The organism is Bradyrhizobium sp. (assembly GCF_035309285.1).
GTDB lineage: Bacteria > Pseudomonadota > Alphaproteobacteria > Rhizobiales > Xanthobacteraceae > Bradyrhizobium.
This window is the reverse complement of sequence record NZ_DATGFH010000020.1, coordinates 50,008-73,456: the sequence shown is the minus strand read 5'-3', so window position 1 is coordinate 73,456 and position 23,449 is coordinate 50,008. Positions and strand designations below refer to the sequence as shown.

The window sequence follows — 23,449 nt, the reverse complement described above, 5'->3', positions numbered from 1 at the left end:
TTAGAGGCAGTGCCCCGATCCGCGCTCGGGACAGAGTTTCAGCGCGTTGGAGACCGAGAACAACAGCCGCGCGTTGCGCATTTCGTTGTCGGGCGCGCGATAGCTGAGGGGGAAGGCGACGCCGATGTCGGCCCGCAGGTGGTCCCACAGGAAGAAGCGAACGCCGCCGCCGGCCGAGGTCAGCGCGAGGCCATCACCAACGCGATAGCCGTCGTTCCAGACCGCGCCCGCGTCGACAAAGCCATAGAGCTGGTAGCCCGCAAGGTAGCGGAAGTTCGGGTGCCGGTCGAAGCGCAGCTCGAACGAGCCGGCGAGCCCGTTATCGCCGGAGATTTCGGCCGCGCCATAGCCGCGTCCGAAGGCGGCTCCTCCGAGATAAAATTGTTGGGACGTGTAGAGCGGACCGGAGGCGGTCTGGCTCGCCATCGCGATCCTGGCCGACCATGCATCGTTCAGCGTCTGATAGCGCGTATAGTAGAAGTCGAGCACCGAGAAATTCGGCGCAGCCCCGAAGTGCGAGACGAAGTTGTCGCCGAACTGCGAGGCGCCGAAGATGTCGAGCCCTTGCCGGTACGTCGTCGTGGCGTAATTGGTGCCACCGAACTCATCCTTCAGCCGGTAGGCAGACGTCAGGCTGACGGCGCGGATATGATCCATGTAGATCGGTCCGAACACGTCGTTTTCGCTGACATTGCTGAACCCGGCGGCCGCCGTCAGCGTCAGCGTCGAACGCTGCGACTGCACGGGAACGATGCTGCCGTGGATTTCATAGGCTTCGGTGCGTGTGTTGTCGTTGGTGAGGCGGCGGTCGTCGCCGGGGTGGACTTCGCTAAAGAGAGCGGATCCGCCGATGCGCAAGCCGTCGGTGCCGACCGGCGTGTCATAGGCGATGCGGCCGAATCCCAGCTCGCGCGGGTCGTTGGCAATCGTCGAGAGATTGACCGCGAGCGTATCGCCCGGTCTCAAATACGAATTGAACGCCGCGGCGGCATAGGCCTGCCAGGGGCCAACGGCCGCCGAGCCCAGATTGTCCAGCCCCTGGGACGTATAGACGTGCCAGGTCTTCAAGGTGAGGACGAGACGGAACGAACCGGTCGGTCCGCCGATCTCCTCGATCGCAGAGTCGGTGATGCGCACGCCGGGCCGGCCGTTGATCAGCAGCAATTGCCGTTCCAGCGTCGCGAGCCGCGACGGATGTTCGGCCAGTACCGGGTCGAGCAACGGCCTGACGCCGAATTGCTCGGCGCCGTCACCCTTGAGCGTCACGTCGGTGATGCTGCCTTCGATCACCCGGATGCGCACACGGCCGTCGGCAATGTCCTGCGGCGGAACGATGGCGCGGCTCAAGTGAAAGCCGGCGGCGCGGTAGAGCTCGCCGATAGCCTGTGCGATCGTCGTAAGGTCGGCCTGCGACACCTGCCGTCCGAGATAGGGCCGGTAGCTGGCGGCGAGCTGCTCGGGCGGGATGACCGTAGCGCCGGTCACAACGACGCCGCGGAGCAGGAATTTCGGTTTGTTGTCCGCGGTGACGGTTTGCCGCGCCAGCGACGGCACCCGCAGGGACGGCCACGCGGGATGGCCATTTGCGGATTGCAGGTCCTCAAAATGTTTTTCGGTCTGGCGCGGATCGAAGCCGGGATTGGCCTGCTGTGCGTTCGCAGGTCCTGTGATCAGCGACAGCGCGAGCCACACAGCGGCAAAAAGGGTAGCCCAGTGTGGGACGACTGACGCTCGCGCGGTCGCCTCTCCGTAGAACCACGGAGGAAACTGCACGAACGCCCGGAAGAACCTTAGCCGCATGATTTTTCATAGATTTTTATGGTCAATGAATGGTTAATCCGGCGCCGGAAGATCGCGCGCACCACTAAGCGGATGTTGAAACTTTTCCGGTAGATGCTCGGGCTTGACGGTGAGAAAGCCCGAGGAATCACGATGCTCAGAACGAGTGGAATGTGCTTCGCCTTGACGATGGCGCTGACGTGTCTCGCAGGCGCGAGCGCGCTTGCCGGCGATGACGGCGTCTGGTCGGTCAGCAAATCTTCCGGCGAGGTGTGGATCAGCACGACCGGCGCGCAAGCGGCTTCGCTGAAGCAGGAAGACACGCTCAAGCCCGGCGACACCATCCGCACCGGACGCAACGGTCGCGTCCTTCTCACTCGCGGCGAGGAAACCATCCTGATCGCGCCGAACTCGGTGATCGGCGTTCCCGTCGAGAAGAAGGACGGGATGTCCACGACGATCGAGCAGCAGGCCGGATCGATTCTGCTGGACGTCGAGAAACGCAACGTCAAGCATTTCGAGGTCGAGACGCCTTACCTCGCCGCGGTCGTGAAAGGCACGCACTTCAGTGTCACCGTGACCGGCAAGAGCGCACACGTCGAGGTGCAGCGCGGGCAGGTCGAGGTGTCCGACTTCAAGTCGGGCCAGATCGCAGAAGTGATGCCCGGCCAGGCGGCGACGACCTTGATCCACGGCAAGCCGGGCCTGTCGTTGAGCGGATCGGGCCCCTTCAACCCGATCGAGCAGGGTAAGCCGCGCGCCTCCACCCTCCAACGGATTCCGGTGCCGAAGGGCGGCCTGCCGGCGCCGCGCAATGCCGGAGACGGCCGAACCATCCTTGCGCTCGCGCCAGTCGGCAAGCCGCCGGGCGCGCCGGGCTCACAGCAATCCAGGCTCGAGAACGGATCGGCGAAACACAACGTCATGCACATCTCGACGGCCCTCGGTGAAGTCAGGCTGAACGTCCAGAAAGCGACCCACGGTCTCGCCCATGGCTCGACGGCGCCCGGCCTCTCCCGACGCGCATCTCGGGGTTCCGGCAGGGACACCATCTGGAACAACAGCAACTCCAACGCAAGCACCGTCACTGCCAGTGGCCAGAGCACGGCCGACGGCGGCGATGCAGCGGTCGCGGGTGGTACCGCCAATTCGCCGTCCGCAACGGCGACCATGGTCGCCGCGACGACTGGCGCTGCAAGCCATTCCAACAATGGCAACGGCGGCAATAACGGCAATGGCAACGGAAACGGCGCGACCGGCAACGGCAAGACCGCCGGCAATGGAAACGGTAACAACGGCAACGGCGGCAATAACGGCAACGGGAATAGCGGGAACGGAAATGGCAACGGCAATGGCGGGGCCGGCAACGGCAACGGGAATGGCAACGGAAGGCACTGACCGGGCCCGCTAGCGCATGATCGAACGGGGGAACGCGCCTCAGAAGGAGGCGCGTGGGGGTGACAAGTTGAAGCACTATCGGCCGCATGTTCTTGTGGTGATCGCGCTGGCGGTCATGCTGCTGTCCGGTTGGCACGGTCCGTTCCGCTACGCTCTCGCCGATCTTCGCTTCAGTTGGCTGCAGCGGGAGGCCAGCGGCGACGTCGTCATCGTGGCGATCGATGCTCCCTCGATCGAAAAAATCGGCGTCTGGCCTTGGCCGCGGAGTTTGCACGCCCAATTGCTGCGACAATTGGAAAGGGCAGGCGCCGCCGACATCGCCTTCGATATCGACTTCAGCACGCCCTCGGATGCAGCGTCCGATCGGGATTTCGTCGAGGCCTTGCGGGGAGCGGCCGGATCGGTCGTGCTGCCGTCGTTCAAGCAACCGGGTGCAAAGGCTGGCGATCCCGCGGCCGTTCATATCAATCGCCCGCAAAAGCCCTTTGCCGATCAGTCCTGGGCCGCCATCGTCAACGTCGAGGTCGGGCCGGACGGCCGGATCCGGCGCTATCCGCTCGGCGAGAAGCTCGGCGGCGAGTTTCTGCCTTCGATGGCGGCGGTGCTCGCCGGCAAATACGACAGCACGGGTGCAGCCTTTCTGATCGATTTCGGCATTCGCGCCGCCTCGGTGCCGATGGTCTCCTATGTCGATGTGCTGCATGGCGATGCGGCGACGCTCGCGAAGCTGAGGGGCAAGAAGGTCATCGTCGGCGGGACCGCGCTGGAGCTTGGCGACCGCTTCAGCATTCCAAATGGCGGCATCGTCTCAGGTCCGCTGCTGCAGGCTCTCGCCGCCGAATCGATCCTGCAGAACCGCACGCTGCACTGGACATCCGACGTCGTCACGCTGGTCACGACCTGCCTGCTGATCCTGCTGATGATGCTGGCCTGGCGTCGGCTCGCCGCCGGCCACAGGGTCATCATGCTGCTGGGTACGGCGCTCGTGGTCGAGAGCGCAGCCCTGCTGCTGCAGGCCGAATGGCCGATCATCCTCGACACCTCGCCGTTGTACACCGCGATCGCGGCCTACCTTGCTGCGATCGCGCTCGACGAGATCGCTTTCCTCGGCCTGCTCGGCCACATTGCGGAGAGCCGCTTTCATCGTATCGCGATGTCGCTCGGGGACGGCTTGATTTGCACTGATCAGCAGCATCGGATTACGGTCTGGAATCCCGGCGCGGAAGCGATCTTTGGTTATACGTCCGGCGAGATGATCGGCCAGCCCTTCGACATCATCTGCGCCGGGGGCGCCAGGGGCACGCCGTTCTCGATCCGCGACGCGGCCAATTCCGCATGGGCCTCGCCCGGCGGCGCGGTGATGGAATTCGAGGGGCGGCGGAAGAGCGGCGAGGTGTTTCCGGTCGAAGCGTGCTTCTCGGGCTGGCAAGGCACGGACGGTTTCCAGTATGGCGCCGTTCTGCGCGACATTTCCGTGCGCAAGCGCGAAGCCGCGCGCATCCGCTACCTGGCCGAATATGACTCCCTCACCGGACTTGCCAACCGCGATACGCTTCATGGCAGCCTCTCGGCGATGGTTTCCTCTGCGGAGGGGTCCGGAACCGGAGTCGCGTTGCTGGTGCTGGGGCTGGACGGCTTTCAGCACATCAACGACATGCTGGGCCACGCCTATGGCGACCGTGTGCTGCAGGCGGTCTCGGAAAGGCTGGTCGAGGAGGCCGGCAAGGAGGCGCTGGTGGCGCGCCTCAGCGGCGACGAATTTGCCATCGCTATTCCTTGTACGGCGCTTGCCGGTGAGGTCGCGGCGTTCGCCGAACGCATCACGCGCGCCTTTGACAAGCCGCTTGTAACCGGAGCGCGCGAGCATCGCGTCAAGGTCTCCGTTGGCGTTGCCGTCTATCCCGAGGGTGGCCGCAACGCGGACGAGCTGCTCGCCAACAGCCATCTGGCGTTCTGCCGCGCCAAGGCAACCTGCCGCGGCGGTCACGTGATGTTCGAGCATGCGATCCGGCAGGAGCTCGAAGCGCGGCTGACGCTGGAGGCGGAACTGTCGCTCGCGATCGAGCGCGATGAGTTCGAGCTGTTCTACCAACCGCAGGTCCGGCTCGTGGACGGCGGGCTGATCGGAGCGGAGGCCTTGATCCGCTGGCGTCATCCCGAGCGAGGCCTGGTGTCGCCGGCCGAGTTCATTCCGGTGGTCAACGCATCGGCGATTTCCGAACGGGTCGCCGCGTGGGTGATGCAGACGGCGTGCAAGCAGGCGCGGCGCTGGGAGCTCGCCGGCCATGGTGTCCGCGTCGGCATCAACCTCTCGCCGTCGCAGCTTCAATCGGGTGATCTCGCCAGGACCGTAGCCGACATTCTCGATGCGACCAAGCTCACGCCGTCGCTGCTGGAGCTCGAGGTAACCGAGGACATCCTGCTGATCGACGAGAAGCGGGTGCTCGACATCTTCCTGCGCATCCAGGCTCTCGGTGTCCGTATCGTGTTCGACGATTTCGGCACCGGCTATGCCAGCCTCTCTTACCTGAAGAAATTCCCGCTCGACGGGCTCAAGATCGATCGCTCCTTCGTGCTCGACCTCCTGGCTGACAGCGACGACGCTGCAATCGTCTCGTCGACGGTGGGACTGTCCAAGCAGCTCGGCCTGTCCGTCATCGCCGAGGGCATCGAGAACCGCGCCATCGCCGACTTGCTGGTGAGCATGGGATGCGGGGAAGGGCAGGGCTATTTCTTCGGCAAGCCGATGCCGGCGCACGATTTCGAGGCGCGATTCCTGGCTGAGCGTGAAGAGGCGATGGCGGGCTAGGGGCTGCGGTTGCGGCGAGCATCCGGCATTCCCAGCGCCCTCTATTCTGAGGGCGATTCCTTTGCACAGCTTGGGCGCGGCGGAGCCGCGAGGCTACGGATTCATGCCCTGTCGGCACAATTTGCTGTCAAATCAAGAGCATAAGGCACTAATCCAAAGCGTAGTTCCAATAGTCAAATAATATGACTAGTCGCGCGGGATCATCCGTGGAATAGTGAATCGCCGCCCACAGACCAAGGACGGCCTGTGCCATCGCTGCGGGAGGCGCGCGAGCGGCACGGAGTAACAAGCGGGGAGAGTGCAGCCTATGATTGTCGACGTCCATCCCGCGTCTCCCGCGATCGGCCATCAGATGATCCGATAGGCGAACGGTCTTGACGTGGCGGGCTCAACCGGTGCGTTCCGGCCATGATTGCCACACGCCCGCCCGAACTTCTGTGGCAATCTCGCCGCAAACAAGAAATCACATCACCAGAGGGAGTGAAGCATGCTCAAGTTGAAGACCATCACGTTGGCGCTGGCGCTAGCCGGCGTTGCGGCATCGCTGCCGGGCGCCGCTGTGGCGCAGGACAAGGGGACCATCGGCATCGCGATGCCGACCAAGTCCTCCGCGCGCTGGATCGCCGACGGCAACAACATGGTCAAGGCGCTGAAGGAGAAGGGCTACGGCGCCGACCTGCAATATGCCGAGGACGATATTCCGAACCAACTCGCGCAGGTCGAGAACATGGTGACCAAGGGCGTGAAGGCGCTGGTCATCGCGGCGATCGACGGCACCACCCTCTCGGATGTGCTGAAACAGGCCAAGGCCAAGGGCATCACCGTGATCGCCTATGACCGCTTGATCCGCGACACGCCGAACGTCGACTATTATGCGACCTTCGACAATTTCAAGGTCGGCGTGCTGCAGGCGCAGTCGATCGAGGACAAGCTCGGGCTGAAGCAGGGCAAGGGGCCCTTCAACATCGAGCTGTTCGGCGGCTCGCCGGACGACAACAACGCCTACTTCTTCTACAACGGCTCGATGTCGGTGCTGAAACCCTACATCGACTCCGGCAAGCTCGTGGTCGTGAGCGGCCAGATGGGCATGGATAAGGTCGCGACCTTGCGCTGGGACGGCGCGACCGCGCAGGCGCGCATGGACAATCTGCTCTCGGCCTATTACGGCAAGAAGCATGTCGACGCCGTGCTCTCGCCCTATGACGGGCTCTCGATCGGCATCATCTCCTCGCTGAAGGGCGTCGGCTATGGCAGCGCCGACAACCCGATGCCCGTAATCTCCGGACAGGACGCTGAAGTGCCTTCGATCAAGGCGATCCTGCGCGGGGATCAATATTCGACCATCTTCAAGGATACCCGCGACCTCGCCAAGGTCGCCGCCAACATGGTCGACGCCGCGCTCAACAGCAAGAAGGTCGAGGTCAACGACACCAAGACCTACAACAACGGCGTCAAGGTGGTTCCGTCCTATCTCCTGAATCCGGTTGTGGTCGACAAGGGTAATTGGGAGAAGGTCTTGGTTGACTCCGGCTACTACAAGAAGGCTCAATTCGACTGAGCAGGAATGATGCGGCAGGCGCGTCGATCCGCGCCTGCCGGCTTTGCGGGACATGACGATGACGGCCATGCTGGAGATGCGCGGGATCGCCAAGAGCTTTGCCGGCGTGCGTGCGCTCAGCAACGTCAATTTTACGGTGAACGCAGGCGAGATCCATGCGCTGGTCGGCGAGAACGGCGTCGGCAAATCGACGCTGATGAAGGTCTTGAGCGGCGTCTATCCCGCCGGTCAGTACGAGGGAACCATCATCTTCGACGGCGAGGAGCGGCTCTTCCGCGATATCAACGATTCGGAAGCGCTCGGGATCATCATCATCCACCAGGAGCTCGCGCTGATCCCGCTGATGTCGATCGCGGAAAACATCTTCCTGTCGCATCCGCCGTCGCGGGGCGGCGTGATCGACCGTGACACGGTCTACCGGCGAAGCCGGGAGTTGCTGGCGCAGGTGGGCCTGCGCGAGTCCCCGGATACGCTGATCACCGATCTTGGGGTCGGCAAGCAGCAGCTTGTCGAGATCGCCAAGGCGCTGTCCAAGAGGGTGCGCCTTCTGATCCTCGACGAGCCGACTGCGAGCCTGAACGAGGCCGACAGCGCCGCGCTGCTCGGCCGCCTCGTGACGTTCCGCGAGCAGGGCATCGCCTCGATCCTGATTTCCCACAAGCTCAACGAGGTCGCCAAGGTGGCCGACCGCATCACCGTGCTGCGCGACGGCCGCACGGTGGACTCGATCGACTGTCACACTGAAAAGGTCGAAGAAGACCGCATCATCCGCAGCATGGTCGATCGCGATCTGGCGCACCGCTTTCCCGAGCGACAGGCCAAGATCGGCGAGCCCGTGCTGCTGGTGGAGGACTGGTCGGTGTATCACCCGGTCCATCCCGACCGGCAGGCGATCAAGAATGTCGATTTTGCCGTGCGAAGTGGAGAGGTCGTGGGCATCGCCGGACTGATGGGGGCGGGACGGACCGAATTTGCCATGAGCCTGTTTGGCCACGCCTGGGGCACCGGCATCAGTGGCCGGGTGCAGCTTGACGGCGATGAGGTCCAGCTCGCCAGCGTTTCCGCGGCGATCGAAGCCGGGCTCGCCTACGTGACCGAGGATCGCAAACAGCTTGGGCTGATCCTCGCCGACGACATCCGCAAGAACATCACGCTCGCCAGCCTCCGTCAGGTCGCCCCAAACGGGGTGATCGACGATATCAGGGAGCTGAAAGCCGCCAACGAGTACCGGAACCGGATGCGGATCCGCAGCCAGGACGTTTATCAGGAGGCAGGCCAGCTTTCCGGCGGCAACCAGCAGAAGGTCGTGCTGTCGAAATGGCTGATGACGGACCCGAAGGTCCTGATCCTGGACGAGCCGACACGGGGCATCGATGTCGGCGCCAAATACGAGATATATTGCATCATCAATGAACTGGCGGAAGCGGGCCGGGGCGTCGTGGTGATCTCCTCGGAGATGGGCGAGTTGCTTGGCATCTCCGACCGGATCTACGTCATGAATGACGGTGCCTTTGTCGGCGAGTTCGCTGGACGCGAAGCGTCGCAGGAAAAGATCATGCGCGCGATCATGCGCAACCAGCGGATCGCCAAAGCCGGCAGGCAGAAAGCGCGCGTGGGAGAGCTACAGCCATGACCGACAAGACGGTGTCACTCCCTGAGGAACGCAAGGGCGGTGAAGAGCGCAAGGGCGGCAGCTTCATCAAGAACAATCTGCGCAACTACGGCATGCTGCTGTCGCTGTTTGCGATCATGCTGTTCTTCGAGATCGTGACCGACGGCACGCTGCTGCAGCCGCTCAATCTCACCAATCTCGTACTGCAGAACAGCTACATCGTCATCATGGCGCTCGGCATGCTGCTCGTGATCGTCACCGGCCATATCGATCTGTCGGTCGGCTCGGTGTCCGGCTTCATCGGCGCCGTCGCCGCCGTGCTGATGGTGCAATATCACCTCGATTTTCCTCTGGCTGTGATCGCATGCCTCCTGGTGGGGGCGGCCATCGGCGCGGCGCAGGGCTATTGGGTGGCTTATTTTGGCATTCCCTCCTTCATTGTCACGCTCGCGGGCATGCTGGTGTTCAAGGGGCTCGCGCTGGCGGTGCTGCAGGGCCAGTCGGTCGGGCCGTTTCCGTCGACATTCCAGAAATTGTCGTCCGGCTTCATGACCGAGATGCTCCCCGACTTCGGCACATTGCACCCGACCTCGCTGTTGATCGGAATCGTGCTGGCGTTGGCGCTGGTCTATGCCAGCGCCAAGGGCCGTGCTCGCGAAGCCTCGCATGGCATCGAGGTCGAGCCCTACACGCTGTTCTTTACGAAGAGCGTCGCCTTGGCCGGCGTCGTGCTCTATTTCACCTACGTGATCGCGTCCTATCGCGGCTTTCCGAACGTGCTCATCATCATGGCCGTGCTGACCGCGCTCTACGGCTTCATGACGCGGCGGACCGTGATCGGCCGGCAGATCTACGCCGTCGGTGGCAATGCCAAGGCGGCCAAGCTCTCGGGCATCAAGACCGAACGGCTGACCTTCCTGACCTTTGTCAACATGGGCGCGCTCGCGGCGCTGGCAGGGCTCGTCTTTGCCGCGCGGCTCAACACCGCGACGCCAAAAGCGGGCTTGGGTTTCGAGCTCGACGTCATCGCCGCCTGCTTCATCGGCGGCGCGTCGGCCTATGGCGGGGTGGGGCGTGTCGGCGGCGCCGTGGTCGGCGCCATGATCATGGGCGTGATGAACAACGGCATGTCGATCCTCGGCGTCGGCATCGACTACCAGCAGGTCATCAAGGGTCTGGTGCTGCTCGGCGCGGTTTGCTTCGACGTCTACAACCAGCGGAGATAGACGTCGTCCCGGTGAGCTTGCGTGCAAGATCAAACCGCGAGCTTCGCGAGCCCCGTCCAGTCGAAATTGACGCCGTGGCCTGCGCGCGTCGGCGCAATCGCCTTGCCTTCCTCGAGTACGAGCGGATGCTCGATGTAGCGGTCGAGGCCGAATCCATGCGCCTCCAGGTAGGAGCGGTTGGGACAGGCGGCGAGCAGGTGCACGGTGATGTCGTGGGCGCCGTGGCTGGTGACGGGAAGATTGAAGGCCTCGGCGAGGCGCGCGATCTTCATGAAGGAGGTGACGCCGCCGCAATTGGTCACGTCTGGCTCGGGGTAGGAGACGGCGCCACCAGCGATATAGGTCTTGAACTCCCAGAGCGAGCGCAAATTCTCGCCCGCCGCAATCGGCACGCCACCCGCTGCGAGGATGCGCGCGTGGCCTGCGACATCGTCAGGAATGATGGGTTCCTCGAGCCAGGTGAGATCGTAAGGCTGCAAGGCACGCGCGGCGCGCACGGCTTCCTCGACCGTCCATTTCATATTGGCGTCCGCCATCAGCGGAAAGCCTTCGCCGAGATGCTTTCGCATCGCCGCGACGCGTGCGACGTCGGAAGCAAGGTCCGGCCGACCCACCTTCATCTTGATGGCGCGAAAGCCCTTGGCAAGATTGTCGTCGGTCTGCCGCAGCAGGGCCTCGACCGAAAGGTCAAGGCCGATGCCGCCGGCATAGCAGGGGACGCGAGGGTCGAAGCCGCCAAGCAGGCGCCAGAGCGGCAGGCCCGCGCGGCGCGCCTTCAAGTCCCACAGCGCGATGTCGATCGCCGAGAGCGCCAGCACGACCGGCCCGCCGCGGCCACCGTAATGCAGGCCCCACCAGATGTGATGCCAGATCGCTTCGGTGTCGGCGGCATCGCGCCTCGCGATCAGCTCGGGGATTTCGCGGCGAAGGATGTCGGCGACCGCGCCGCCATTGCGGCCGACTGTGTAGGTGTAGCCCACGCCCTCGGCGCCATCACCGTCGCGGATGCGCACGGTAATCAGCTCGAACGCGGTAATCTGGCCGTGCGTGCTATCGGACAGAATGACGGAAAGAGGAATCCGGAAGTGTCCGGCTTCGATGGTCTTGATGCCTGTCATCGCGCTCCCACTTATTTTTCCGGAAGAGTAGGGTGCGGGCGCGAGCCCTGCAATCGGCAAGAACGAAGCCGAGCAATCACGTGGACGCATGCGGCGGGGCGGCAAGCAGTCGATCTGGATGCGCACTCTCAGTCGTCAAACCGAGTGCCGTGCGCTGGATCTGAAATCGCGTGGGGTCATGCCGAAAACCGCTCGGAACGTCCTTGTTGCGTGCGCCGCGTCGGCGAAGCCACACCGGGCCGCAAGCGCCGCGATCGAGGCTTCGCGTTGGGTGCACAGCAGCTTTCGGAACCGCTGGGCCCGAAGATGAAGCACACGCCGCTCGAACGTGGTGTCGCGATCGGCGAAGACGCGGTGAAAGGTCCGCTCCGAAATGCCGAACCCGGCCGCAATGAGTTGGACCGGCCGGATCGCAGCGATGTCGGCCTTCAGATACGCGTCAAGGAGGCCGAAGAGGCTCGATCGCGCCAACTCGTGCCGGCCGCCGTTCGCCATCCGAAGCAGCGCGGACAGATAGTCGACGATGTCCGCTTCGTCTTCAGCGGCTTGCGGCTCCGGCGCATCGATCGCAGCGCGAACGAAGGCGGCGACGGCGCGCGCCACCGTCGCCGACAGCGGGATCGGCCTCGCGCAAAACTGCTCGGCTTGCGGAAACGCGCGCAAAAGCGATGTGGCCGGGACGGTCACGATCAGCACTTCCGAGCGGTGCTCGGGGCCGTAGAGGCGATCCTCGAACGGGCGCCGCGCGTCGTAAAGCACGCCGTATCCGGGCGTGATCGTACCCTCATTGCGGCCCTGGACCATCGCGCTCAGCCCGCGCCGCTGAAAGTCGAACATGAACTCGTCCGAGCCCGTCCGACTCACGAGCCTCGCGTCGCGGCGGTAGCATTGCGGGCTGGAATCGAAGCGGACCAACTTGGCTGCGCCGCGCCCGACAAACTCGAAGTGCCCGCTGACCATGGATGGTCCCAGCGGGCTGGTTTCGACCGGCGCAAAGGACCGCGAGATCGCCTCGGTCCAGAACGCGTGGCGCTCGGTCGGGCGGATTTGATCGGTGGAGACGCTGATCGGCATCGGTCGAGTTCCGGTGGTGGTGCAAGCGTCGCCCAGGGCCAGCCGGCTCGCAAGGGCCTTGGCAGCCTGGTTCAAGACAGCGCCCGGCTGCCGTCCTAGCCTTGCTGCGTCCTTGCAAGATTTGGTCCTGCCATGGGTCATTTAGAACAGGTCGCCGGGGCGACTGCCCTGCATCCGCTCAATCCGCTCAGCGAGGCCGAGGTGATGCTCGCCTTCGACGTCCTGCGGCGCGAAAAGCGGTTGGGCGCCGATATCCGCTTCACCCACGTGCAACTCGAGGAACCCGCGAAGCCGGAGGTTCTGCTGTGGAATCCGGGTGCGAAATCGCCTCGCCGGGCGGCCGCGACGCTGTTCGACTGCAAGACCGGGGTCACCCATATCGCAACCGTCGATCTCGAAGCGCAAACGGTCATCGCATGGCGCGAGCACTTGACCAAGGTTCATCCCTATGGCCAGCCACCGGTCACGATCGAGGAGGTGTTCAAGGTCGGCGACATCGTTAAGCGCGATCCCGCTTGGCGCCATGCGATGCAGCGGCGGGGCTTGAGCGACGCCGATATCGAGCTGGTCCAGGTCGATCCGTTCTCGGCCGGCTATTTCGATCGCGAGGTCGAGAAGGGGCGGCGGCTGGTCAGCGCCGTCTCCTATTGGCGCAAGGACGCGAAAGACAACGGCTACGCTCATCCGATCGAGGGCGTGGTGGCGCTGGTCGACCTGATTGAGAACCGCGTGGTTCATCTGGTCGACGAGTCCGACATCGTTCCGATCCCGAAACGCTCGCGCAATTACGACCGTGCCTCGATCCCGCAGACGCGTGAAGTCAAGCCGCTCGACATCGTGCAGAAGGAGGGGCCGGGTTTCTCGGTTGAGGGCTGGAAGGTGAGCTGGCAGAATTGGTCGTTCCGCGTCGGCTGGACCGCGCGCGAGGGGCTGGTGCTGCACCAGATCGGCTTCCGCGACGGCGACCGGGAACGGCCGATCATCTACCGCGCCAGCGTCACAGACATGATCGTGCCCTATGCTGATCCGACCGCGAACCATTTCTGGAAGAGCGCGTTCGACGCCGGCGAATACGGCCTTGGCAAGCTCGCCAACGCACTCGAGCTCGGCTGCGACTGTCTCGGCCACATCCACTATTTCGACGTGGCAGTCGCCGACGACTACGGCAAACCGATGGTGATGAAGAACGCGATTTGCCTGCACGAGGAGGACTACGGCATCCTCTGGAAACACTATGAATTCCGCAACGATACGTTCGAGGTGCGGCGCTCGCGACGCCTCGTGATCTCGTTCTTCTCCACGGTCGGCAATTACGACTACGGCTTCTACTGGTATTTCTATCAGGACGGCACCATCAAGCTCGAGGTCAAGCTGACCGGCATCATCCAGACCGCTGGCGTCGCGCCCGGCAAGACCTATCCATGGGGCGGCATGGTCGCCGATGGCCTTGGCGGTCCGACGCATCAGCACTTCTTCAACGCCCGCCTGCACATGATGATCGACGGCGAACGCAACAGCGTCACGGAGCATGATTTCAAGCCGCGCCCGTTCGGTCCCGACAACCCCTACGGCAATGTCTTCGAAACATCCGCGCGAACACTCTCGCATGAGCGCGACGCGGCTCGCGAGGCCGATGGCAGAACAGGGCGCTACTGGAAGATCATCAATCCGAATACCAAGAACAGCGTCGGCGCCCCGACCGGATATAAACTCGTCGCCGATGCCGCGCCCGTGATGCTGGCGCAGGAGAATTGCTTCATGACGGCGCGCGGCGGCTTTGCCACCAAGCATGTCTGGGTGACGCGCTACGCGCCCGAGGAGCGCTACGCCGCCGGCGAGTTTCCCAACCAGCATGCCGGCGGCGACGGCTTGCCGAGATATGTCGCGCAGAACCGCGGAATCGAGAACGAGGACATCGTGCTCTGGCACACATTTGGTGCAACGCACGTGTGCCGGCCTGAGGATTTCCCGGTGATGCCGGTCGAATATGTCGGCTTTTCGCTGAAGCCGAACGGGTTCTTTGCCGAGAATCCGGCGATGGACCTGCCGCCCGACCGCAACGACGCAAGCCATGACAACCGCGGCCGCGGCTCGTGCTGCGCGTGAGATCTTGTCGCAAGCCGCCACCACCGGGGGGAGGACCTTGGACATCAAAACCGGCCGGCCGGTGACGCTCGCAACAAGGGGCTTAGTGACGTCACCGCATTCGCTGGCGTCAAGCGCAGGCGTCGACGTGCTGCGGGCCGGCGGCTCGGCGATCGATGCCGCGATCGCGACAAGCGCCATGCTTGCCGTCATCTATCCGCACATGACCGGGCTAGGCGGCGATGCGTTCTGGTTGATTCACGACGGCAAGACCGGCGAGGTGAGATACATCAACGGCGGCGGCAAAGCCGCTGATGCCGCAACACCGGCGGTCATGGCGGCGAGGGGACTTGGCGAAATCCCTTTGCGGGGAATCGTGCCGGCGACGCTGACCGTGCCCGGCGCGGTCGCGAGCTGGATCGCGGCACATGCGACGTTCGGTCGCCTGCCGCTGACGCGCGTGCTGGATAGCACAATCCTTTCGGCGCGCGAGGGGTTTCCCGTGACTGGACGGCTGTCGAGCTTCATTGCGATGATGGGCGATGAACTTGCTGCGAATGCAGAAGCCGCAGCGATATTTTTTCCCGATGGCGCCGTGCCTGCGCCCGGCTCCAAGCTCACCAACATGCATCTTTCGCGGACGCTGCAGGCGATCGCGGACCAGGGCTGGGCCGGCTTCTACCAGGGTGCCGTGGCGGCCGAGATGGGGCGATTCTCGCGCGAGAACGGCGGCTTGTTTCAGCCGACCGATTTCGCCCGGCAGCAGGCGACCTGGGGCCCGCCGCTCGTCGGCCGCTATCGGGATGTTGAGATTTTCAACACGCCGCCGCCGACGCAGGGCTTTACCGTGCTCGAAATGCTCAACCTGATCGAGCCCCATGCACCGCAGCGGATGGATTTGTTGGGGCCGGACCGCGTGCATCTCCTCGTGCAGGCCAAGCAGATCGCCTATCACGATCGCGACAGGCTGCTCGCCGATCCAGCCCTTGCCGCTGTGCCGGTCGAAACACTGATCTCCAAACCCCATGCCGCACGGCGAGGCGCGCTTATCGATCCTGCATCCGCGCTGAGCTGGGACAAGGTGCCGTCCTATGGCAGTCTCGCCGGCGACACGGTCTATATCGCGGCCATCGACCGCGACGGCAACGCCGCATCGTTGATCCAGAGCCTCTACGGCGCCTTCGGCGCCTGCGTGGTAGCCGGCAACACCGGCGTGGTGCTGCAGAACCGGGGCGCCTATTTCTCCCTCGACCCCAACCATCCCAATCGTCTCGAGCCCGGCAAGATTCCGCTGCATACGCTGATCGCTTCAATGGCCAAGCGCGACGGCAAGCTCTGGAGCGTGCTCGGCTGCATGGGCGCCGACGGTCAGCCGCAAATCCAATTGCAGCTTTACTCGGCCATGATCGACCACGGTCTCGACGTGCAGGAGGCAATCGAGATGCCGCGCTTTTTGTCCGGCCGCTTCGCGCTTGGCGAGGCGCGCGACACCTTGCACCTGGAGGGGCGCTTTCCCCGCGAGACGATCGATACGCTGGAAGGACGCGGCCACATCGTCAACCGCTGGGAGGCGTGGAACGAGATGGCCGGCCATGCCCACGGCATCACCATCGATCCGCGCTCTGGTGTCCTCTCCGGCGGCTCCGACCCGCGCAGCGATGGCGCGGCGATCGGGTACTGACCAGCGACCTGCTCCGATTTGACTGGCCGGCGATCTCCGCGCAAACTTGAGCATCGTTTGCTTGGTGTCCTCATGAAGCGTTTCGCGAATCTGAAGAGGTTGGGCTTTTTCACGCGGCTGCTCGATGAAGCGACGCCGGCGGAACGCTATCGCCTGGCGGCCGAGCAAATCAGGCAAGCGGAAAAAGTCGGCCTTGATTCCGCATGGATCGCGCAACACCACTTTCATGAGCATGAGGGCGGGCTGCCGGCGCCATTCGCCTTTCTCGGTTTCGTCGCCGCGCAGACCTCGCGCATTCGGCTCGGGACCGGCATCGTCACTTTGCCGCTGGAAAATCCGGTGAGGGTGGCGGAAGATGCGGCCGTTCTCGACTTGTTGGCGGGCGGCCGGTTCGAGCTCGGGGTCGGGACCGGCGGAAACCCCACGGCCTTTGCGGCCTTTGGTCTCGACAGCGCGCAGCGCAACGAGATCTTCGCGCGCAATCTCGATATCGTTCGCAATGCGCTCGCCGGACGTCCGCTTGCGGGCGGCGATACGCTTTATCCGCTCAGACCGCAACTCTGCGACCGCATCTGGCAGGCGACCTTTTCCGTGAGCGGTGGGGCGAGGGCAGGCAAGGCGGGCGACGGCTTGCTGTTGTCGCGCACGCAGCCGCGCCCCAAGGAAGCGCCGCGCACGTCGCTTGCCGAGATTCAGCATCCCATCATCGACGCCTACCTTGACGCGCTGCCACCGGGACGCGAGCCGCGGATTATGGCCTCGCGCAGCGTCTTCGCGGCCGACGATCACAAGGAAGCGATGCGGCTCGCGGGCGTTGGCCTGCGGCGTGCACGCCCACATTTGCTCGCCGGCGGTCACGCCGACCCGGGAGAGGCGCTGACGGATATGATCACGGCGTTTGACGTCCATGTGGGGACGCCTGCCGACGTCATCGCCTCACTTCGTGCCGACAGCACGCTCGAACGAGTGACCGATCTCGTATTTCAGGCGCATTCGATCGACCCGCCGCATCCCTACATCCTGCGATCGATCGAGCTGGTCGCCGAATACGTTGCGCCGACGTTGGGCTGGACCAAAGCCACTGCCGCCGACGTCGCGCTGTTCGATTGATCGAGACGCGAAATCGTCGATTACACTCAGCGTAGTGATGAGTGCGGAGACACGGTTTGGTGCAACGCCAGAGCGCGGTCTCCAGCACGTGCTCCGCGGCTGACGAACCCGCCGCGGCTTGCTACACGTTATCCCGCTTGCGATGGCGCCTGATATTCGGCCGCCGCGGTCTCGTCGGCTGAGCCGCTGCGCAGGGGAGTGAACAGCAACGTCAGGACGACCGTCACGACGAGATTGACGATCACCGCGTACAGCGCGGCATAGCCCGGAAACGTGAGATGGCCTATCGCAAGCGCATAGGTCGGGGTGAGGTTCGCCGCAATGAACATTGCCGTTCCGGTGACGATCCCCGCGGCCCAGCCGATGAGCAGCGCCCAATCGTTGAACCAGCGGGTATAGACGCCGAGCATCACGGCAGGCAACGTCTGGATGATCCAGATGCCCCCGAGGAGCTGCAGGTAGATCGCATATTTCGACGGCACGAACACGATGAAAACCAGCGCGCCGAATTTCACGATCAGCGACACCCACTTTGCCATCTGAGCTTCCTGCCGATCCGTGGGCGCGCCGTTGATGAACTCGCGATGGATGTTGCGGGTGTAGAGGTTGGCGGCCGCGATCGACATGATCGCCGCAGGCACAAGCGCCCCGATGCCGACGGCCGCAAAGGCGATGCCGACGAACCACGACGGGAAGCTGTGGAGGAACAGCGCCGGCACCGCAAAATTGTTGCCGAACTGCTTGAAGCCGTCCGCATACTCCGGAAGCTTGCTGACGCCGGCGGCGATGGCGAAGAATCCGACGAGTGCAAGCAGACCGAGCATGAACGAATAGGCGGGCAACAGCGCCGCATTACGGCGCACGGCACGTCCGCTGCTCGCGCTCAGGATACCCGTGATTGAATGCGGATAGAGGAAGAGCGCAAACGCCGAGCCCAATGCCAGCGTCGCATAGGCGCCGTACGAACCCGTCGTGTTGGCGCCGGGGGTAGCCAAAAGCAGTTTCGCAGGTGGAATCGCAGCGAAGATCTTTGCAAAACCGCCAAGCTGGATGGGAATGACCACGACCGCGGCAAACGCCGTGAGGTAGATCAGGATGTCCTTGACGATGGCGATCGAGGCAGGCGCCCTGAGCCCGCTCGAATAGGTGAAAGCCGCGAGGATGATGAACGCAATGACCAGCGGCAGATCACCGGCATAGCCCGCGCCGGAAATGCCCAGGCCTCCGATCACGACCTGCAGCCCGACGAGCTGCAGCGCAATGTATGGCAGCGTCGCGATGATGCCGGTGACCGCCATTGCGAGCGCGAGCCAACGGTTGCCGAAGCGTCCGCGGACGAAGTCGGCTGCGGTGATGTAGTTGTGGCGATGGCAGACGTACCAGAGCCGCGGGAAGGCCAGGAAAAGGATCGGATAGGCGACGATGGTGTAGGGGACGGCGAAAAACGCGACCGCGCCCGCGCCGAAGGCCAGCGCCGGAACGGCGATGAAAGTGTAGGCGGTGTAAAGGTCGCCGCCGATCAGGAACCAGGTGATGAGGGTGCCGAAGCGACGTCCGCCAAGGCCCCATTCGTGCAACTGATCAAGGTCGCCTTTGCGCCAATGCGCGGCGGCAAACCCAAGCCAGGTTATGAAGGCAAACAGGGCCAGGAAAATGAAGAAGGCGGTCCAGTTCACGTTCTGCACGGTACCCCTCCGGTTAGCTTTCCTCGTTACTTCGTTCTTCCCTTGGCGGCGGCCTCAGCGGCGCGATCCGCTGCTACGCTTGGGCTACTCCTCGGTCGCGAAATAGACAATGGCGGTCAGGATGGCTCCAATGATGATCCAGAGGAGCTGATACCAATAGAAGAACGGCATGCCGAACAAGGCCGGCTCGGCTTTGTTGTAGAATGGGGGCCAGAGCACCGCGATGAACTGAATGAGAAGGAGCAGGTACCACCAGCTCCATCCTGTGCGCTTGCTGAGCTCTCGATTCATATGTCCTCCCACGCGGTCGTTGTCAGGCGGAAGTGTGCCCGCCGGCCCGGCTATTCTTCAAATAGTATATCACTCCTGGCGAAACTTGACCTCCCAATCATCGATGACTTCGTGGAGGCTATCGATCTCGCTGACGGCCTCATGAGCAGAACAGTCGCAATAGAAATGCGGCAGGTGCGAACAAGGTTCGGACCGGTGGGCCCGATTGAGCCCGGAGACGCGTCTCACGGCGACGGCATTGTCCTCATGCTCGCTGCACGTGCGTTGCTGCAATGCGGGGAAGTATGGCGACATCGCCTGACCGGCTCATCACGATGGATGGCAGCTCTTTCACCATTGTCGATATCGAGGGCTTGTCGCTGCTGTCGGACTTCGGGAATCCTATCTGGTGAGGCCGCCCGAACGCTGCGAGCCGTGATGGATTCGGCCAACCCCGAAGGACTGCGGCGACGTGGCGGGACTGCGCCGTAGCGCCTTCCAACGTGCCGCCAGAGAGACGCGATTGATCCAGATTTATATCCGGCATCAAGGCGCTGGCATCGCGTGCCGCCAACCGCCTGTGATCAAGTTGGTCGCGAGCCGACCTTAGCAATGGTTGAGGAGGAACTTGATCCAAAGAACGAAGGTTAGGTCAACGCGCAAGCGTCGCCACATCTCTGTGGTTGCACACATTGCAAGCGGCTAATCACGATCAGGAGATACGCGGTATCCATCATGAATGAAACGACCCAGACCGTCATCGTACCGGCGTCCGACAAATCCACACGCCGCGATTTTCTTTACATCGCCACTGCGGCCTTCGGCACACTCGGTGCTGCGGCATCACTTGTTCCGTTCGTTAGCAACATGAACCCCGACGCTTCGACACTGGCGGCCGGCAGTCCGGTGGAGCTTGATCTTACGAAAGTCGCGCCGGGCCAGCAGGTGGTGGTTCGTTGGCGGAGCAGGCCTGTCTTCGTCACCCACCGCACGCCGGAGGCTGTGCAGAAGTTGAAGGATCCGGCGCTGCTGGCAATGCTGGCCGATCCCAAATCGTCCGAAGTGCAGCAGCCGCCTTACGTGGAAAACTGGCATCGCTCCGTCAAACCCGAGTTCGGTCTCGTGATCGGCATCTGCACCCATCTCGGATGCATTCCGATATTTGAACCGCAGCCAAATCCGACCACGCCCGCACCGAATTGGCCGGGCGGCTATTTCTGTCCGTGCCACGGCTCAAAATATGATCTCGCCGGACGCGTCTATCAGGGAGTCCCGGCACCGTATAATCTGCCGGTTCCACCCCATCATTTCCTGAGCGATACGATGGTCCGCATCGGCGAGAACCCACCGAATTCCAACTTCGAGTTCTCTTCCATCGAGCAAATCTAGTTGCAGCGCTCACGACGGCAGGCGCGGATCTCGATGCCGCGCTTGCAGTTCTTGATCAGCTACTGCGGTGGATGATTTTGTTGCGGGGGCTTTGGCGCGCTGCCCGAGTTTTGCTGCGGCGAGTTCTGGCCGCTGCCGGTGGTTTGCTGCGATGGCGGCTTTTGCGTATTGCTATTGGTGGAGCTTGATGCAGTGGACTTCGGAAGCGGCACCGGATTATCCGACTGGGTGCGCAGATAGGCGATCAGGTCCGCGCGCTGCTTTGCACTCTGGATTCCGGGGAACGTCATCTTGATTCCGGGAATGTAGCCTTGCGGGTGGGTGAGGAATTTGTCGAGCTCGTCAAAGGTCCATTTGCCGCCTTTCGCTTTCATCGCGGACGAATAGTCGTAACCCGGATGCGAGGCCCTCGGCCGATCGACCACCCCCCAGAGGTTCGGCCCTATCTTGTTGGGCCCGTTCTTCTCCAGGGTGTGACAAGTCATGCAGATCTTGGTTTCCGACTTGCCCCTATTGAGATCTGCACTGGCAAGTAGGGTGTCGAGCGACGCCGCAGTCTCGGGCTTCGCGGCGGCTTGCTGTGGCGGCTGTTGCGCGCCGCCCGAATTTTGCTGCGGTGGGGTCTGGGCGTTAGCGGTCGCCGGCGGTTTTTGCGCATTCCCCGAGGGGGCTGGCGTGGCGGCCGGCTTCGGCAGCGGCACAGGGTTGTCCGACTGGGTGCGCAGATAGGCGATCAGATTCGCTCGCTGATCGGGGTTCTGAATCCCGTTAAACGTCATCTTCGTTCCGGGGATGTAGCCTTGAGGGTGAGTCAGGAATTTATCGAGCTCGTCGAACGTCCACTTGCCGCCCTTTGCCTTCATCGCAGACGAATAGTCGAAACCCGGGTGCGAAGCCCTCGGCCGGTCCACCACGCCCCAGAGATTCGGCCCGACCTTGTTCGAACCGTTCTTCTCCAGGGTATGGCAAGTCATGCAGACTCTGGTCTCCGGCTTACCTTTGTTGGCATCTGCGCTTGCCAGTCGTGTCTCGATTGGAGCGGCCGCCTCGGGCTTGGCAGCCGGGGCGGTCGAGGCAGTCTCTTGCTTGGCCTCGATCTTGAAACCCGGCTTTGCCGGCCGAACCGGGGCGAATATCGCGTGTGAAAACAGGCTCACGGATAGCAGCACAATGCAGCTCGCCAGAACTGCTCCGATCACCTTGTTCAGTTCGAAGGAGTTCATGTCGGTCCAAGCTGATGCCGATCAAGGGAGGGTCCTGTGCGCACTCCTTACGGGAGGCTGGCGTGCGGTTGCGCCAGGCGCCGCTGACGACGTGCTCAACGAAAGCCGGTCGCCCAGCGTTCCTACGGGTGCGACCAAAGGATGACGGCGGCCGACCCTCCGTTTCCGCGCCGGTTCCAAGGGAGCGCCGGCCAGGCCCTGCGGAACAATTCCGCGCGAGGGTGAGACCGAAGGCGTAGCTTTCGCGTTAACGGGTGCCGTTCCACGGCGTGGGATTCCCGGATGTTTCGCCGCATGACCATCATGCTGGTTCTTGTCGGCGCCGCTTTCGCGGCGATCTTCGGGTTTGAGACTTTCAAGGCCAGGATGATACAAAAGTCTATGGCGGGCCTGCGCAATCCGCCGCAAACCGTGTCCACCATCACCGCCGCGACGCAGCCCTGGCAGAAGCGGCTCGAGGCCGTCGGCAGCACCAGGGCGGAAAGAGGCGCAGACCTCAGTCCGCAGGTGTCTGGCATCGTCAAGGCGATTCACTTCAAGTCCGGCGATAAGGTCGAGAAGGGAGCCCTGCTTGTCGAGCTCGAAGCCGCCGACGATATCGCGCATCTCGATGCGCTCAAGGCGATGCAGGCGCTCGCACAGCTCAACTACGATCGTGACACGCGTTTGTTGAAGACCAACGCGATCAGTCAGCAAACGGCCGATACGGACCTTGCAACGCTAAAGAGTGATCAGGCGCAAGTGGCCCAGCAGCAGGCGCTGGTCGGATATAAATCGATCACGGCTCCATTCTCGGGTCGGCTCGGAATCCGGCAAGTCGATCTCGGCCAGTACATCGCACCCGGCACTCCGATCGTGACGCTGCAGCAGCTCGAACTGATTTTCGTCGATTTCTATCTGCCACAGCAGGCACTTGCACAGATCAAGGTCGGGCAGGCCGTCACGGCCAAGGTCGATACCTATCCCGACATGAAATTCGACGGAAAGATCCTGGCGATCAATCCGCTTGTCAATGCGGCGAGCCGCAATGTCCAGGTCCGGGCGACTTTCAACAATCCCGACGAAAAGCTGCTGCCCGGCATGTTCGCAACCGTCGACATCGAGGTGGGCGCGCCGCAGCACTACGTGACCCTGCCCGGGACGGCGATCTACCACAACTCCTTCGGCGACATCGCCTACGTGGTCAAAAACAGCCCCGAGGGTAAGGACGGCGAAAACCCAAAAGGCGGCCAAAAGCAGTATGTCGCGCAGCAGGTGTTCGTGAAGACCGGCGATACGCGCGGAGACCAGGTCGCAGTCCTGGTCGGCATCGAGCCCGGTGACGTCGTGGTGAGCGCGGGACAGAACAAGCTCCACAATGGATCACCTGTCCGGATCGACAACAAGATCAGCGTACCCTTCAGCGCCAATCCGCAAGTCTCCGAAGAATAAG

At 63.2% G+C, this 23,449-nt stretch carries 16 protein-coding genes; 10 read left to right on the top strand and 6 right to left on the bottom strand.

Annotated features, from left to right (window positions below; translation table 11 throughout):
* Positions 1 to 1,800: a ShlB/FhaC/HecB family hemolysin secretion/activation protein gene (locus VKR55_RS05790; RefSeq protein WP_324400644.1), complete on the bottom strand. Its 1,800-nt coding sequence runs from the start codon at positions 1,798 to 1,800 to the stop codon at positions 1 to 3.
* A gap of 132 nt (positions 1,801 to 1,932) precedes the next feature.
* Between VKR55_RS05790 and VKR55_RS05785 the strand changes: the two genes are divergently transcribed.
* From VKR55_RS05785 to mmsB, 5 genes are all read left to right on the top strand, one after another.
* Positions 1,933 to 3,177 (top strand): FecR family protein, encoded by a 1,245-nt coding sequence (locus VKR55_RS05785; protein WP_324400642.1) that lies wholly within the window; start codon positions 1,933 to 1,935, stop codon positions 3,175 to 3,177.
* A 67-nt stretch (positions 3,178 to 3,244) separates the two neighbouring features.
* Positions 3,245 to 5,986 carry an EAL domain-containing protein gene (locus tag VKR55_RS05780; RefSeq protein WP_324400640.1) on the top strand — a complete coding sequence of 914 codons (2,742 nt, stop codon included), beginning with the start codon at positions 3,245 to 3,247 and terminating at the stop codon, positions 5,984 to 5,986.
* Positions 5,987 to 6,473: 487 nt separating this feature from the next.
* Positions 6,474 to 7,544, top strand: a complete 1,071-nt coding sequence (gene chvE / locus VKR55_RS05775; RefSeq protein WP_324400639.1) for a multiple monosaccharide ABC transporter substrate-binding protein — start codon at positions 6,474 to 6,476, stop codon at positions 7,542 to 7,544.
* 58 nt (positions 7,545 to 7,602) lie between these two features.
* Positions 7,603 to 9,177: a multiple monosaccharide ABC transporter ATP-binding protein gene (gene mmsA, locus VKR55_RS05770; RefSeq protein ID WP_324400637.1), complete on the top strand. Its 1,575-nt coding sequence runs from the start codon at positions 7,603 to 7,605 to the stop codon at positions 9,175 to 9,177.
* Complete coding sequence (gene mmsB, locus VKR55_RS05765; RefSeq protein ID WP_324400635.1) at positions 9,174 to 10,382, top strand: multiple monosaccharide ABC transporter permease; 1,209 nt, start codon at positions 9,174 to 9,176, stop codon at positions 10,380 to 10,382. The genes mmsA and mmsB overlap by 4 nt, the downstream gene beginning before the upstream one ends.
* A 29-nt stretch (positions 10,383 to 10,411) precedes the next feature.
* Here the strand turns inward: mmsB and VKR55_RS05760 are convergent, their stop codons facing one another.
* Both VKR55_RS05760 and VKR55_RS05755 read right to left on the bottom strand, forming a co-directional pair.
* Complete coding sequence (locus VKR55_RS05760; protein WP_324400632.1) at positions 10,412 to 11,500, bottom strand: mandelate racemase/muconate lactonizing enzyme family protein; 1,089 nt, start codon at positions 11,498 to 11,500, stop codon at positions 10,412 to 10,414.
* A gap of 135 nt (positions 11,501 to 11,635) precedes the next feature.
* Entirely contained in the window at positions 11,636 to 12,649 is a 1,014-nt protein-coding gene (locus VKR55_RS05755) for a helix-turn-helix domain-containing protein (protein ID WP_324400630.1), read from the bottom strand.
* Between the two features lie 57 nt (positions 12,650 to 12,706).
* Between VKR55_RS05755 and VKR55_RS05750 the strand changes: the two genes are divergently transcribed.
* From VKR55_RS05750 to VKR55_RS05740, 3 genes are all read left to right on the top strand, one after another.
* Entirely contained in the window at positions 12,707 to 14,680 is a 1,974-nt protein-coding gene (locus tag VKR55_RS05750) for a primary-amine oxidase (RefSeq protein WP_324400628.1), read from the top strand.
* A gap of 37 nt (positions 14,681 to 14,717) precedes the next feature.
* Complete coding sequence (ggt, locus tag VKR55_RS05745; protein ID WP_324400626.1) at positions 14,718 to 16,340, top strand: gamma-glutamyltransferase; 1,623 nt, start codon at positions 14,718 to 14,720, stop codon at positions 16,338 to 16,340.
* Between the two features lie 72 nt (positions 16,341 to 16,412).
* Positions 16,413 to 17,450, top strand: coding sequence for a putative FMN-dependent luciferase-like monooxygenase (locus VKR55_RS05740; protein WP_324400623.1), 1,038 nt, complete (start codon positions 16,413 to 16,415; stop codon positions 17,448 to 17,450).
* 128 nt (positions 17,451 to 17,578) lie between these two features.
* Here VKR55_RS05740 and mctP read toward each other — a convergent pair whose 3' ends face one another.
* Both mctP and VKR55_RS05730 read right to left on the bottom strand, forming a co-directional pair.
* Entirely contained in the window at positions 17,579 to 19,135 is a 1,557-nt protein-coding gene (mctP, locus tag VKR55_RS05735; RefSeq protein ID WP_324400621.1) for a monocarboxylate uptake permease MctP, read from the bottom strand.
* 84 nt (positions 19,136 to 19,219) lie between these two features.
* Positions 19,220 to 19,426 (bottom strand): DUF3311 domain-containing protein, encoded by a 207-nt coding sequence (locus VKR55_RS05730; RefSeq protein WP_324400619.1) that lies wholly within the window; start codon positions 19,424 to 19,426, stop codon positions 19,220 to 19,222.
* A 714-nt stretch (positions 19,427 to 20,140) separates the two neighbouring features.
* On the opposite strand from VKR55_RS05730, the gene petA reads away from it, so the two are divergent.
* Positions 20,141 to 20,794, top strand: a complete 654-nt coding sequence (gene petA / locus VKR55_RS05725; protein WP_324400617.1) for a ubiquinol-cytochrome c reductase iron-sulfur subunit — start codon at positions 20,141 to 20,143, stop codon at positions 20,792 to 20,794.
* A 59-nt stretch (positions 20,795 to 20,853) separates the two neighbouring features.
* Here the strand turns inward: petA and VKR55_RS05720 are convergent, their stop codons facing one another.
* Positions 20,854 to 22,017 carry a c-type cytochrome gene (locus VKR55_RS05720; protein WP_324400615.1) on the bottom strand — a complete coding sequence of 388 codons (1,164 nt, stop codon included), beginning with the start codon at positions 22,015 to 22,017 and terminating at the stop codon, positions 20,854 to 20,856.
* A gap of 282 nt (positions 22,018 to 22,299) precedes the next feature.
* Between VKR55_RS05720 and VKR55_RS05715 the strand changes: the two genes are divergently transcribed.
* A complete protein-coding gene (locus VKR55_RS05715) occupies positions 22,300 to 23,448 on the top strand; it encodes an efflux RND transporter periplasmic adaptor subunit (RefSeq protein ID WP_324400613.1) in 1,149 nt (382 codons plus the stop codon).
* The last annotated feature ends 1 nt before the right edge of the window (position 23,449 follow it).

Excerpts from the sequence above, each read along its gene's own strand:
- chvE (WP_324400639.1), top strand. The coding sequence starts at position 6,474 with ATGCTCAAGTTGAAGACCATCACGTTGGCGCTGGCGCTAGCCGGCGTT.
- mmsB (WP_324400635.1), top strand. The coding sequence starts at position 9,174 with ATGACCGACAAGACGGTGTCACTCCCTGAGGAACGCAAGGGCGGTGAA.
- mmsA (WP_324400637.1), top strand. The coding sequence starts at position 7,603 with ATGACGGCCATGCTGGAGATGCGCGGGATCGCCAAGAGCTTTGCCGGC.
- VKR55_RS05760 (WP_324400632.1), bottom strand. The coding sequence starts at position 11,500 with ATGACAGGCATCAAGACCATCGAAGCCGGACACTTCCGGATTCCTCTT.
- VKR55_RS05750 (WP_324400628.1), top strand. The coding sequence starts at position 12,707 with ATGGGTCATTTAGAACAGGTCGCCGGGGCGACTGCCCTGCATCCGCTC.
- petA (WP_324400617.1), top strand. The coding sequence starts at position 20,141 with ATGAATGAAACGACCCAGACCGTCATCGTACCGGCGTCCGACAAATCC.
- VKR55_RS05785 (WP_324400642.1), top strand. The coding sequence starts at position 1,933 with ATGCTCAGAACGAGTGGAATGTGCTTCGCCTTGACGATGGCGCTGACG.
- VKR55_RS05720 (WP_324400615.1), bottom strand. The coding sequence starts at position 22,017 with ATGAACTCCTTCGAACTGAACAAGGTGATCGGAGCAGTTCTGGCGAGC.
- VKR55_RS05715 (WP_324400613.1), top strand. The coding sequence starts at position 22,300 with ATGTTTCGCCGCATGACCATCATGCTGGTTCTTGTCGGCGCCGCTTTC.
- VKR55_RS05790 (WP_324400644.1), bottom strand. The coding sequence starts at position 1,800 with ATGCGGCTAAGGTTCTTCCGGGCGTTCGTGCAGTTTCCTCCGTGGTTC.
- VKR55_RS05740 (WP_324400623.1), top strand. The coding sequence starts at position 16,413 with ATGAAGCGTTTCGCGAATCTGAAGAGGTTGGGCTTTTTCACGCGGCTG.
- VKR55_RS05730 (WP_324400619.1), bottom strand. The coding sequence starts at position 19,426 with ATGAATCGAGAGCTCAGCAAGCGCACAGGATGGAGCTGGTGGTACCTG.